The sequence below is a fragment of the Dyella sp. LX-66 genome (genome assembly GCF_018599165.1).
In the GTDB taxonomy this organism is placed as follows: Bacteria; Pseudomonadota; Gammaproteobacteria; order Xanthomonadales; family Rhodanobacteraceae; genus Dyella_D; species Dyella_D marensis.
In genome coordinates, this window is the sequence record NZ_JAHFVJ010000002.1 from 210,193 (window position 1) to 222,189 (window position 11,997).

General features: G+C 66.7%; 10 protein-coding genes. 6 read left to right on the plus strand and 4 right to left on the minus strand.

Going from position 1 to position 11,997, the window contains the following annotated elements; all coding sequences use genetic code 11:
- Positions 1 to 144: 144 nt before the first annotated feature.
- From hutU to KK141_RS04640, 5 genes are all read left to right on the plus strand, one after another.
- Entirely contained in the window at positions 145 to 1,815 is a 1,671-nt protein-coding gene (hutU, locus tag KK141_RS04620; protein ID WP_214571577.1) for a urocanate hydratase, read from the plus strand.
- Between the two features lie 167 nt (positions 1,816 to 1,982).
- Entirely contained in the window at positions 1,983 to 3,716 is a 1,734-nt protein-coding gene (locus tag KK141_RS04625; protein WP_214571576.1) for an amidohydrolase family protein, read from the plus strand.
- Positions 3,713 to 4,699, plus strand: coding sequence for a GyrI-like domain-containing protein (locus KK141_RS04630; RefSeq protein WP_214571575.1), 987 nt, complete (start codon positions 3,713 to 3,715; stop codon positions 4,697 to 4,699). Before KK141_RS04625 ends, KK141_RS04630 begins: the two co-directional genes overlap by 4 nt.
- Before the next feature lie 323 nt (positions 4,700 to 5,022).
- Entirely contained in the window at positions 5,023 to 5,796 is a 774-nt protein-coding gene (locus tag KK141_RS04635) for an iron-containing redox enzyme family protein (protein WP_214571574.1), read from the plus strand.
- Positions 5,797 to 5,887: 91 nt separating this feature from the next.
- Entirely contained in the window at positions 5,888 to 8,608 is a 2,721-nt protein-coding gene (locus KK141_RS04640; protein ID WP_345777591.1) for an EAL domain-containing protein, read from the plus strand.
- Between the two features lie 59 nt (positions 8,609 to 8,667).
- On the opposite strand, the gene msrA is transcribed toward KK141_RS04640, so the two are convergent.
- Positions 8,668 to 9,372 carry a peptide-methionine (S)-S-oxide reductase MsrA gene (gene msrA / locus KK141_RS04645; RefSeq protein WP_214571572.1) on the minus strand — a complete coding sequence of 235 codons (705 nt, stop codon included), beginning with the start codon at positions 9,370 to 9,372 and terminating at the stop codon, positions 8,668 to 8,670.
- Positions 9,373 to 9,512: 140 nt separating this feature from the next.
- Between msrA and KK141_RS04650 the strand changes: the two genes are divergently transcribed.
- Positions 9,513 to 10,349, plus strand: a complete 837-nt coding sequence (locus KK141_RS04650) for an arylamine N-acetyltransferase (protein ID WP_214571571.1) — start codon at positions 9,513 to 9,515, stop codon at positions 10,347 to 10,349.
- A 424-nt stretch (positions 10,350 to 10,773) separates the two neighbouring features.
- Here the strand turns inward: KK141_RS04650 and KK141_RS04655 are convergent, their stop codons facing one another.
- Genes KK141_RS04655 through KK141_RS04665 form a run of 3 tightly spaced genes read right to left on the minus strand, consistent with a single transcriptional unit; the run spans position 10,774 to position 11,893 of the window.
- Positions 10,774 to 11,001 carry an RNA-binding S4 domain-containing protein gene (locus tag KK141_RS04655; protein ID WP_167255674.1) on the minus strand — a complete coding sequence of 76 codons (228 nt, stop codon included), beginning with the start codon at positions 10,999 to 11,001 and terminating at the stop codon, positions 10,774 to 10,776.
- A complete protein-coding gene (locus KK141_RS04660; RefSeq protein ID WP_167255672.1) occupies positions 11,001 to 11,438 on the minus strand; it encodes a barstar family protein in 438 nt (145 codons plus the stop codon). Before KK141_RS04660 ends, KK141_RS04655 begins: the two co-directional genes overlap by 1 nt.
- Positions 11,435 to 11,893: a ribonuclease domain-containing protein gene (locus KK141_RS04665; RefSeq protein ID WP_214571570.1), complete on the minus strand. Its 459-nt coding sequence runs from the start codon at positions 11,891 to 11,893 to the stop codon at positions 11,435 to 11,437. The genes KK141_RS04660 and KK141_RS04665 overlap by 4 nt, the downstream gene beginning before the upstream one ends.
- Positions 11,894 to 11,997: the final 104 nt, after the last annotated feature.

Genomic DNA, 11,997 nt, shown 5'->3' on the forward strand with positions numbered 1-11,997 from the left:
CGCAAAAGTCTGGTCCCGCCCCGGCGGGGCGGCAATCGGCCAAACGGTCGGGTCGGCGGCGGCGCGGTTTTGCCGCAGTGCAGTTGGCGGCGGCGAAAACGGGCGCCCATAATTGCTTTTTTCCCCCGCTGGTCAGGATTTCCCATGAATGCCCCGACGCGTATCGACACCACCCGCACCATCCGCGCGCCGCGCGGCGGCGAGCTGAGCTGCAAGAGCTGGCTCACCGAAGCGCCGTTCCGCATGCTGCAGAACAACCTCGACCCGGAGGTGGCGGAAAACCCGGCCGAGCTGGTGGTGTACGGCGGCATCGGCCGCGCCGCGCGCAACTGGGAATGCTTCGACGCGATCCTGCGCGCGCTGCGTGAACTGAACGACGACGAGACCCTGCTGATCCAGTCCGGCAAGCCGGTCGGCGTGTTCCCCAGCCACCCGGATGCGCCGCGCGTGCTGCTGGCCAATTCCAACCTGGTGCCGGCCTGGGCGAACTGGGAGCACTTCAACGAGCTCGATAAGAAGGGCTTGATGATGTACGGCCAGATGACCGCCGGCTCGTGGATCTACATCGGTTCGCAGGGCATCGTGCAGGGCACCTACGAGACCTTCGTGGAAATGGGCCGCCAGCACTACGGCGGCAGCCTCAGGGGCAAGTGGATCCTCACCGCGGGCCTGGGCGGCATGGGCGGCGCGCAGCCGCTGGCGGCGTCGCTGGCCGGTGCGTGTTCGCTGAATATCGAATGCCAGCAGAGCCGCATCGATTTCCGCCTGAAGACCCGCTATGTCGACGAGCAGGCCACCGACCTGGACGACGCGCTGGCGCGCATCGCCAAGTACACCGCTGCCGGCGAAGCGAAGTCGATCGCGCTGCTCGGCAATGCGGCGGACGTGCTGCCGGAACTGGTGCGCCGCGGCGTGAAGCCGGACGCGGTCACCGACCAGACCAGCGCGCACGACCCGGTCAACGGCTACCTGCCCAGCGGCTGGACGGTGGAGCAGTGGTTCGAGCGCCGCAAGAGCGATCCGGCCGGCACCGCCAAGGCCGCCAAGCACTCCATGCGCACGCACGTGGAAGCGATGCTGGCGTTCCAGCGCGCCGGCATTCCCACCTTCGACTACGGCAACAACATCCGCCAGATGGCCAAGGACGAAGGCTGCGCCGACGCCTTCGAGTTCCCCGGCTTCGTGCCGGCCTATGTGCGTCCGCTGTTCTGCCGCGGCGTGGGTCCGTTCCGCTGGGTGGCGCTGTCCGGCGATCCGGAAGACATCTACAAGACCGACGCCAAGGTGAAGGAACTGATCCCGGACGATCCCCACCTGCACCGCTGGCTGGACATGGCGCGCGAGCGCATCAGCTTCCAGGGCTTGCCGGCGCGCATCTGCTGGGTCGGCCTCGGCCTGCGCCACAAGCTCGGCCTGGCCTTCAACGAGATGGTGCGCAAGGGCGAGCTGAAGGCGCCCGTGGTGATCGGCCGCGATCACTTGGATTCCGGCTCGGTGGCCAGCCCCAACCGCGAGACCGAGGCGATGCAGGACGGCAGCGACGCCGTGTCCGACTGGCCGCTGCTGAACGCCATGCTCAACGTGGCCGGCGGCGCCACCTGGGTGTCGCTGCATCACGGCGGCGGCGTGGGCATGGGTTATTCGCAGCATTCCGGCGTGGTGATCGTGTGCGACGGCAGCGAGGCAGCCGACAAGCGTCTGGCGCGAGTGCTGTGGAACGATCCCGGCACCGGCGTGATGCGCCATGCCGATGCCGGCTACGACATCGCGGTGCAGTGCGCGAAAGAGCAGGGTTTGAAGCTGCCGATGGTGTGAAGCCGGTGTGAGCCTGCCGATCAAGCGCCCTCATCGATGAGGGCGCTTTTTTTTTCCAGCCCCGCACGTGACTTCAGGCATCTTTGTTGATGCCCGGCAAGGCTTATTCTTCGCCCCTTGCCGGTCCGGCCGCGGGCCGGACCATGGAACTCATGGAGAGAGCATCGATGAAACGCGTCGCGCTGTTCGTTGTGCTGTTCTTGTCGTCCGCCGCCATCCACGCGCAGGACACCACCACCGCGCTTACCGGCGGCACCCTGGTCAATTCCGACGGCAGCGCGCCGGTGCCCGATGCGGTGGTGCTGATGCGCGACGGGCGCATCGTGCAGGCCGGCCCCGCGGCGAAGGTCGCCGTGCCCAAGGGTGCGCAGGTGATCGATGCGCGCGGCAAGTGGGTGGTGCCGGGCTATGTCGATGCGCACGTGCATTTCTTCCAGTCCGGCGGCCTGTATACCCGGCCCGACGGCCTGGATCTGCGCAAGGCGGTGCCGTACGAGACCGAGATCGCCGGCATCAAGACGCAGCTCGGCGACACCTTCGCGCGCTATCTGGCCTCGGGCATTACCGCGGTCGCCGATGTGGGCGGCCCGATGTGGAATTTCGAGGTGCGCGATATCGCCGCGCGCACCGAACGCGCGCCGCGCGTGGCGGTGACCGGGCCGCTGATCTCGACCTGGAAGCCGCCGGTGCTGAGCGACGTGGCCGATCCGCCGATCATCCTGGCCGACACGCCGGAGAAGGCGCGCGAGCTGGTCCGCCAGGAACTGCCGCATAAGCCGGACTACATCAAGATCTGGTACGTGGTAGAGAAGGGCAGCACCGCGCAGCAGTTCGTGCCGATCGTCAGTGCCGCCATCGACGAGGCGCATCGCCACGGCTTGCGCGTCGCCGTGCATGCCACCGAGCTTGAGACCGCGCGCGCCGCGCTCAAGGCCGGTGCCGACATTCTCGTGCACGGTGTGGACGATAAGCCGCTCGATGCGGACTTCATGGCGCTGCTGAAACAGCGCAAGGCGCTGTACAGCACCACGCTGGAAGTGATGCGCGCCTACATGCGCAGCTTCTACCAGCAGTTCGCGTTCACGCCGCAGGAGTACGCGCTGGGCAATCCGGCCATCATGGGCAGCCTGTCCGACCTGATGCAGCTGCCGCCCGGGCTGGTGCCGGAGCGGCTGCTGAAGCGCATCAAGGAGCACCCCGCGATCCCCGATCCGACCGTGCTGCTGCAGAACCTGAAGACGGTGCAGGATGCCGGTGTGCCGGTGGTGGTCGGCACCGACGCGGGCAATATCGGCACGCTGCCGGGCCCGTCGATCTATCGCGAATACGCCTGGATGGCCAAGGCCGGTCTCACCCCCGCGCAGATTCTCACCGACACCACCCTCAACGGCGCGCGCCTGATGGGCCGCGAGCGCGAGCTGGGCAGCGTGGCGCCGGGCAAGTTCGCCGATCTGGTGGTGCTCAATGCCGATCCGCTGCAGGATTCGGCGCATCTGCACGACATCGCCCTGGTGATCAAGGGCGGCCATGCCTACCGCCAGGACGAACTGCTGCCGGTCTCCGCCGCCGACGTGGTGCAGCGCCAGGTCAATGCCTACAACGCGCGCGACATCGACGCTTTTCTGGATACCTACCAGCCGGACGTCAAACTGTACGACCAGCCGGACAAGCTGGTGACGTCCGGTACCGAGGCGATGCGCAAGGGCTACGGGAAGTTCTTCGAGAACTCGCCGCAGCTGCATGTGCGCATCGTCAGGCGCATGCTGCTGGGCAAGCGCGTGATCGACGAGGAAGAGGTGACCGGCGTCGGCCCCGACAACAAGACGCTGCATGCGGCGGCGATCTACGAAGTGGAGCAGGGCAAGATCGCGCGCGTATGGTTCGTGAAAGATCAGCAGTGAACGCTTCGACGGCTGGCTACAACGCCTATCTGGCCCGCATCAACCGGGTCTTCGACTACATCGACGCGCATCTGGCCGAGCCGCTGGATCTCGATGCGCTGTCCAAGGTCGCGCATTTCTCGCCGTATCACTTCCACCGCATCTTCAAGGCGCTGGCCGGCGAGACCCTGGCCGAGCGCGTGCGCCGGCGGCGCGTGGAAGTGGCAGCGGCGCGGCTGATGGCGGCGCAGCCGGCGACAGCGTCGGCGATTGCGCTGGATGTCGGCTTCGCGTCGCCGGAAGTATTCACCCGCGCCTTCCGCGGCTATTTCGGCATGACGCCCACGCAGTGGCGCGGCGGCGGCCATCGCGGCTGGATCGAGGCGCGGCGCGAGCTGCTCAGCAAGATTCGTCAAGACGAAAGCAAGAAGCATCAAGCCGTGCTGGAAGCGATCCGCAACGATGGGGGCATGTGGCCGCACGGCCACGTTCCCGCCAACGGAGACCTTCCCATGCAAGTCGAGATCAAGCTGCTCAACGATGCACGCATTGCTTATATGCGCCACGTCGGGCCTTACGGCAGTGCGAGCATTTCCCAGCTGTGGCAGCGCTTCGCGGTGTGGTGCCGCGAGCAGGGGCTGATCCCGCCGCCGCGGCTGATGTACGGCGTGTGCATGGACGACCCGGGCGTCACGCCGGCGGACAAGCTGCGCTACGACGCCTGCATCGAAGTGGCGGACGACTTCAAGCCGCAGGGCGAGATCGGCTTGACCACGCTCAAGGGCGGCTGCTATGCCTGCGCGCTGTTCGGCGGTACCGCCGCGCAGATTTCCGGCGCCTGGGGCCGCTTCGTGTCGGAATGGCTGCCGGGCAGCGGCTATGTGGTCGACACCAGCGACGAGGCGCGCCGCGCGGTCGAGCTGTACGGGCTGGACTTCAAGATGGACAAGGACACCGGCGTGTTCAATTGCCTGCTGTGCCTGCCGGTGCGCCACGCCGGCTGAGCGCGGCGCCGCGGCCCGAAACCCGCGGTATCGCTCGTCAGGGATACCTCTTTCGATAGCTCAGGGTGCTGCGGAGCACCCCGCGCCCCGGGGAAAATGAAGCCCCGCGCCGGTTGGCGGCTGCTGGCCGGCACAGCCCCGCGAAACCGCGTCGGCCGGCCTTTCGGCAGCGAAGGGGCGGCCGATGGCACTACCCCGAAGAGCCGGACACTTTTCGATGTCCTGCCACCTCCAGTACGAAGAATATGTGATCTCCGGCACCTTTCTGGCGCCGGGGCGTCGGCCATTCGGCCGACGTCAGTCAAAACACTGGAGATCGCATCATGACTACGCAATTTGAACGCACCGGCGCGCTGACCGAGCTGAGCAGCTATCCGCACTGGGCGCAGGACATCGTCCACGCCGCCGAGGAGACCAAGCGCACGGTGGTGAACCACGAGGTATGGGAGCTGATGATGAACAGTCGTCTTCACGCTGCCTCCACGCGAGACTTCATGGTGGGGATCTGGCCCGTCATCGAGCGTTTCCCGGCCTACATGGCGCTGAACCTGCTGAAGACCCAGTACGGCCGAACCCAGGGCGACAACCTGGCCCGGCGCTGGCTGGTGCGCAATATCCGTGTGGAGCAGAACCATGCCGAGTACTGGCTGGATTGGGCCGAAGCGGCGGGGATCAGCCGCGACGAGGTCCTGCACGGGTTGCCGCCCCATGGCACGGGAGCCTTGCCCGACTGGTGCGAACAGGTAAGCACCAAGGCTTCCCTCGCCGCCGGCATGATCGCCACCAATTACGCGGTGGAAGGCGCAACCGGGGAGTGGTCCCAGAAGGTGTTCGAAAGCCCCTACAAGGAAGCCTTTGCGACCGAGACCCGGGGCAAGGGCTTGCGTTGGCTCCAACTTCACGCAGCCTACGACGATACTCATCCTTGGGAGGCGCTCGAAATTGTGTGTACGCTAATGGGGACGGCGCCGACGCCGGCCGAGGTGGCTTATCTGGGGGAATGCGTGCGACGCAGCTACGTCAGCATGCAGATCACCTTGGACCGCTGCCTGGACGTGCGCCAGGATCCGTGGTCAGTCAGTGAAGCCGCAGCCTGACGCAACGCGTTTGCCGGGCGGGACGCATCGCAGGCAGTGGATGTCGGCTTGAATGAGGACACGGGACGCTATGCGTAACGCTCGTACTGGCTTGCGAAGACCCCTGCTGCAAAGGCTGCTGCCGCTGGCCTACGCACTGGCGGCAATGCTCGGGCTGGTCCTCGCCCTTACATGGGGGGCCTTGCAGCTCCAGGTGACTCTCGCCGGTTTTCTCAACGGCGAGAGTCTTTGGTCCAAGGCGCAGAAGCAGGCGGTGGTGGACCTGGAGAATTACGCCACCAAGGGCGACCCGGTCTACCTCCAGGGTTTCCGCCGCAACTACGCGGTGCTGATGACCGACCGCTTTGCGCGCGACAAGATCGACAGCGGCGACTTCGACCGGGCCGAAGTGATCGAGGCCTTCCGCCGCGGCGGGGTGATCCCCTCGGCGATCCCCGGCATGGTTTTCATCCTGCAGTATTTTTCCGCCGCCCCGCATATGCGCGAGGCGCTGGTCGACTGGCATTCGGTGGACGGCCAGATCGCCGAACTGAACGTGATCGCCGGCGAACTCGAACGCAGCTATGCCACCGGCGCGCTGGCCCCGGCCGAGCTCGCGCGGCAGCGCGACCGCATCCACCAGCTCAACGATTTCATCGAGCCGCGCAGCAGCAGCTTCTCGCTGCACATCGCCAACGGCGCCACCTGGATGGGCCGGGTGCTGTTCGCCAGCGTGGCCCTGATCACCCTGGTCGCCGGACTGCTCTGGCTGCGCATGGCGCGCCGCATCCTGGCCGGCATCCGCGGCACCGAGGAACGCTACCGGCTGCTGTTCGACAGCGCCGCCTCGGCCATCGTGATGGTCGACGAATCCTCCGGACAGATTCTCGACGCCAACCGCACAGCCGCGCGCTGGACCGGGCGCGGCCCGGACGAACTGCTGGGCGAATCGTTCGCGCGCCTGTTCGCCTCGGGCGAGGCGCCGCAGGACAGCAACGTCGCCCTGCTGCGCGACGCCGGCGGCGAGGCGCGCCCGGTGGAAACGCAGAGCGCGCTGGCGCTGTGGGGCGAGCGCTTCGTGCGGCAGGCGATCATCAGCGACGTGTCCGAGCGGCTGACGATGGAGCACGAGCGGCGCATCGCCTCCGAAGCGCTGGCCGGCATCGCCGAAGGTGTGGTGATCGCCGATGCCGAGCGCCGCATCACCACGGTCAACACCGCCTTTACCCGTATCACCGGCTACGACGCCGACGCCGTGCGCACGCGCCGCTTCGACGAGACGCGCACCCAGCTCGACGGCTCGCCGCTGCCGGCTTCGATCTGGGACACGGTCGCCAACGGCGGCAACTGGAAGGGCGAGGTGTCGAGCCGGCGGCAGGACGGCAGCACCTATCCGGAACTGCTCAGCATCAGCGCCATCCGCGACACCTACGGCCGCGTGCAGCACTACGTGGCGGTGCTGACCGACATCACCGCGATCAAGGCCGACCGCCTGCGCCTGGAACACCTGGCCACGCACGACCCGCTCACCGGCCTGGTCAACCGCGCCGAGTTCGAGCGCCTGTGCGAACACGCCATCCTCGGCGCCACCCACGGCCGCAATGCGGTGGCGGTGCTGTTCGTGGACCTGGACGCCTTCAAGGTGGTCAACGACAGCTACAGCCACGCGATCGGCGACAGCCTGCTGGTCAAGGTGGCCGAGCGCATCGACCGCGCGCTGGGTCCGCACGACGTGGCCGGGCGCATCGGCGGCGACGAGTTCACCGTGCTGCTGGGCCGCCTGCCCACGCGCGAAGATGCGCGCACCATGGCTACGCGCCTGCTGTCCTCGCTGGCCGAGCCGGTGCTGGTGGGCGACTACGAGATCGCGCTCAGCGCCAGCATCGGCATCGCCGGCTTCCCGCTGGACGGCGGCGACCCGATCACCCTGATCACCAATGCCGACGCGGCCATGTACGTGGCCAAGACCGAGGAGCGCAACGCGTTCCGCTTCTACACGCCGCTGATGCATGCCGACGCGCGCCGCCGCCTGATGCTGGGCGTGGACCTGCGCCAGGCCCTGATACGCGGCGAGCTGTACCTGGTCTACCAGCCGAACGTGGAACTGCGCACCAGCCGCATCGTGGCGGTGGAAGCGCTGCTGCGCTGGCGCCATCCGGAACGCGGCGTGCTGCTGCCGGACGAATTCATCCCGATGGCGGAAAGCTTAGGCCTGATCCGCCAGATCGACGAATGGGTGATGCGCGAAGCCTGCGCCCAGGTGCGCCGCTGGGACCAGGCGCACCTGCCGCCGCTGCGCATGGCGATCAATGTCTCGGCCAGCACCTTCGGCCACCGCACCTTTATCGAGCGCCTCAGCGCGGCGCTGGATGCCGAGCAGCTGGACGGCAAGCGCCTGCTGGTGGAGATCACCGAGAGCGCCATCCTGCGCCTGGGCGAACAGACCGACCGCACCATGCATGCCTTGCACGCGCTGGGCGTGGGCGTGGCGATCGACGACTTCGGCACCGGCTATTCCTCGCTGGCCTATCTGAAGCTGTCGGCCATCGCCTTCCTCAAGATCGACCGCTCCTTCATCAACGGCCTGCCGCAGGACTCCAACAACGCCGCCATCACCGAGGCGATGCTGGCCATCGCGCGCAGCCTGGGCCTGCGGCCGATCGCCGAAGGCATCGAGACCAAGGAGCAGCACGAGTTCCTGCTCAAGGCCGGCTGCGCCGAAGGCCAGGGCTTTTACTACTCGCGCCCCGAAGCGGCCGAGGAGATCGCGCGCCAGCTGGTGCGCAGCCCGAAGCCCGCGAAGCTGCGGCTGGTGCCGCCGAAGCAGCGTTGAGGATGCTTATGCGTAGGTTGGGGTGAGCCGCAGGCGAACCCCAACCTACGCCGTTCGTCTCAGTGCAACTGCACGTCCACGACGCTTTCGTCCGGCTTGTACTCGGCCGGGAACAGCTCCTTCAGATGGCGCACCTTCGGCGCATCGTTGATCACGATGTACGGATAGTCCGGATGCAGCCGCGCGAAATCCTGGTGGTAGGCCTCGGCCATGTAGAAGGCCCTGAGCGGCGCCACCTGGGTGACGATCGGTGCGCGGAACACGTGGGCCTGGTCGAGCTGGGCGATATAGGCGCTGGCCACGCGCTTCTGCTCGTCGTTGCCGTAGAAGATCACCGAGCGGTACTGCGTGCCGGTGTCCGGGCCCTGGCGGTTGAGCAGGGTCGGGTCGGTGGCGACCGAGAAGAACACCTGCAGCAGCTTGCCGTAGCTGACCTTGGCCGGGTCGTACACGACCTTGACCGATTCGGCATGGCCGGTGTTGCCGCCGGAGACCTGCTCGTAGCTGGCCGTAGCCGCTTGCCCACCGGCATAGCCGGACCAGACCTTCTTCACGCCCTTGACGTGCTCGAACACCGATTCGACGCCCCAGAAACAGCCGCCGGCGAATACGGCGGTCTGCTCGCCCAGGGCGGGCGCGGCGTCGACGGTGGGCGCCGGTGCGGCGACGGGTGCGCTGTCGGCGGCAACGACGCCGCAGGCGGTGGTGCCGGCGGCCAGCATCAGGCCGGCGAGCAGGCGGAGGCGGGGCAGGCGGGTGCTCATGGTGCGAGGCTCCATCGATCGAAAGGGGCGGCGCGCACAGCGGCGCCGTTCGAACTGTTTTCGCCCACGAATGGCACGGGGTTACCTCCGGCCGCAGTGCTATCGTGCCGCCTCCCCAGCCGCTCCCCAAGGTGTTTTCCATGAGCTACGCCATCGACCTGCCGGCCTATCTGCGGCGCATCGGTTTCCAGGGGGAAGCGAAGCCCGACGTGGCGACCTTGCGTGCCTTGGCGGTGGCGCATGTGGCGGCGATTCCGTTCGAGAATCTCGATCCGTTCCTGGGCATTCCGGTGGTGCTGGAGCCGCGGCGGCTGGAGCGCAAGCTGGTCGAGTTCGGGCGCGGGGGGTACTGCTTCGAGCAGAATTTCGTGTTCCGCGAAGTGCTGCGTGCGATCGGCTATCCGGTGCGGGGGCTGATCGCCCGCGTGCTATGGCAGCGTGACGACGATGATGTCACTGCGCAGAGTCACATGCTGTTGCGCATCGAGATCGATGGCGAGAGCTGGCTGGCCGATGTGGGGTTTGGGGGGATGGTGTTGCCGGGGGCGCTGAAGCTGGTGCCGCTGGTGGAGCAGGTGAGTACGCATGAGCCGTATCGGCTGCTGGAGCAGGGGGGCATCTGGCGCATGCAGGCGCTGGTGCGGGAGCAGTGGCAGACGCTGTATCGGTTTGATCTGCAGCCTAAGGATGATGTCGATTATGTGGTGGCGAACCATTACACATCGACGTTTCCTGAGTCGCATTTTCTGCATGGGTTGAATATTGCGCGTACGGTGCCGGGGCGGCGGTTGACTTTGCGTAGTCGGGATTTTGCGGTGCATACGTTGGGTGGGGAGACTGTGCGGCGCACGCTTACCGATACGGATGAGATCCTTGATGTTCTGGAGCGCGAGTTTCTGTTGCGGGTGCCGCAGGTGACGCATCTGCGGGCGCGGATTGATGCGATGCCGCTTCCTTCGCCTGTTGTGTCGGCGTAGCCCTCCCTGCTCGTCATCCCGGCGTAGGCCGGGATCCTTTTGCGGTATCGCCTGGTTTTCGCGGTGCCGCGAATGGGCCGCTTATGCAGCGGGCATTTCGTGCGCCTGCCGGCGCCCGAGTCACTTTTTCTTTGCTGGCCCAAAGAAAAAGTAACCCAAAAGAAATGGCCTGAGAGCAACGGCTCGCGACGCGACTAGAAGGAGCGGTGGGCGGCTGCGGTAACCTGATTAACCTGGGTCTATAAGAAACGACGTTGCGTTTACGTAGCGGGTGCTTCAACGTGCCGTGGCGAAGAGGACGTTCAAGGACTGGCGCTAGCTTTTGTTCTTCGTTCCTGCCTGCCTCACGACTTCACCCCTCTCCCCTCCGGGGAGAGGGCAGGGTGAGGGGCCGGGGCTCGCGATGGCGTTGTTCGAGCGAGCTTTACGGCGCGCGCTTCACGCGAATACGAATGTCGTCGATCTCGACGACCTGGCCTGCGTGGATCTTGCAGGTCTTGCGTAGCTCCTGCTGCCCGTCCACGTACACCGCGCCGCTGGCCACGATGGCCTTGCCGGCGCCGCCGCTGTCGCACAGGCCGGTCAGTTTCAGGAGTTGGTTGAGTTCGACGTGCTCGTGGCGGTCGTCGAGGTCGAAATCGATGGACTGCATCAGAAATCCGGGTCGTTGAAGGCGCTTTCGGGCATGGCGAAGAAAGCGAAGAAGGGTTTGCTGTCTTCCTGCCAGGTCTCGGCGGCTTCGTCGAGGATGTCCAGGAGGATGTCGAAGTCTTCTTCGCTGGCTTCGCGCAGGTCGTCGGCGTGGTCGAATAGAAGCAGGTAGCCGGTGCCTTCGAGCCAGTCCAGGTCGTTGACGGCGTCGGCCAGGGCGTCCCAGTTGTCGCCGAACTCGGCGGGCAGGCGCCAGGAGGCTTTCAGGCGGCGCAGCAGTTCGTCCTTGCCGGTGCAGCCTTTGAGGCTGGTGCGGGCGACGAACAGGCCCTGACTGGAACCCTGGGCGCCCAGCGGATCGAGGTCTTCCTCGATCACGAAGAACACGCCGCCGGCGTCGGGGTCGAGCAGGTCGATGTCGTGGTCCTGGGGAGTCATCGCGGCACCTCGAAAGCGCGGAACGAGCGGTAATGGTCGTCGGTGTAGTAGTAAACCACCGGCGGATTACCGCCAGTGATGATCCGCCGCGCGCCGCGATAGTCGAGGCCGGGCGTGGCCACCGTGTACTCGTGGTAATAGCCGCGCGGCTGCTGCGGCAGCAGGCCTTCGCGGTTGCCGAACACCACGCCGTCCTGGCGGTTCGGGAACGGGCCGCCGCGCGCGATCAGGGCGAGGGTGTCGCCGGCCTCGGGCGGCAGGAAGGAGGGCAGGCCGTTGGCAGGCACGCTGGCTGGGGATGTTGCGCCACGAGCCTGGCGCGCCATCGGCGCGGGCGTGGCTGCGGACTGCGCCTGCGGCGTGGCCGCAGGAACCGGCGGCGCCGTGCGGCGGTTCCACAGCAAGACCGCGAACACCACCACGGCCAGCACCAGCAATGGTTTGAAGGAGCGCATGGGACCCCGCCGCTTGAAGTGGCGCGCAGCTTAACAGGGCCAGATGACGCGGCACTGGCTTGGTGTCCGCAAAATCTTGCGGCACACTCGAGGCTTTGGCCGGT

What these genes read in the sequence shown, in the direction of transcription:
- hutU (WP_214571577.1), top strand. Translation starts at nt 145, where the DNA reads ATGAATGCCCCGACGCGTATCGACACCACCCGCACCATCCGCGCGCCG.
- KK141_RS04625 (WP_214571576.1), top strand. Translation starts at nt 1,983, where the DNA reads ATGAAACGCGTCGCGCTGTTCGTTGTGCTGTTCTTGTCGTCCGCCGCC.
- KK141_RS04635 (WP_214571574.1), top strand. Translation starts at nt 5,023, where the DNA reads ATGACTACGCAATTTGAACGCACCGGCGCGCTGACCGAGCTGAGCAGC.
- msrA (WP_214571572.1), bottom strand. Translation starts at nt 9,372, where the DNA reads ATGAGCACCCGCCTGCCCCGCCTCCGCCTGCTCGCCGGCCTGATGCTG.
- KK141_RS04650 (WP_214571571.1), top strand. Translation starts at nt 9,513, where the DNA reads ATGAGCTACGCCATCGACCTGCCGGCCTATCTGCGGCGCATCGGTTTC.
- KK141_RS04655 (WP_167255674.1), bottom strand. Translation starts at nt 11,001, where the DNA reads ATGCAGTCCATCGATTTCGACCTCGACGACCGCCACGAGCACGTCGAA.
- KK141_RS04660 (WP_167255672.1), bottom strand. Translation starts at nt 11,438, where the DNA reads ATGACTCCCCAGGACCACGACATCGACCTGCTCGACCCCGACGCCGGC.
- KK141_RS04665 (WP_214571570.1), bottom strand. Translation starts at nt 11,893, where the DNA reads ATGCGCTCCTTCAAACCATTGCTGGTGCTGGCCGTGGTGGTGTTCGCG.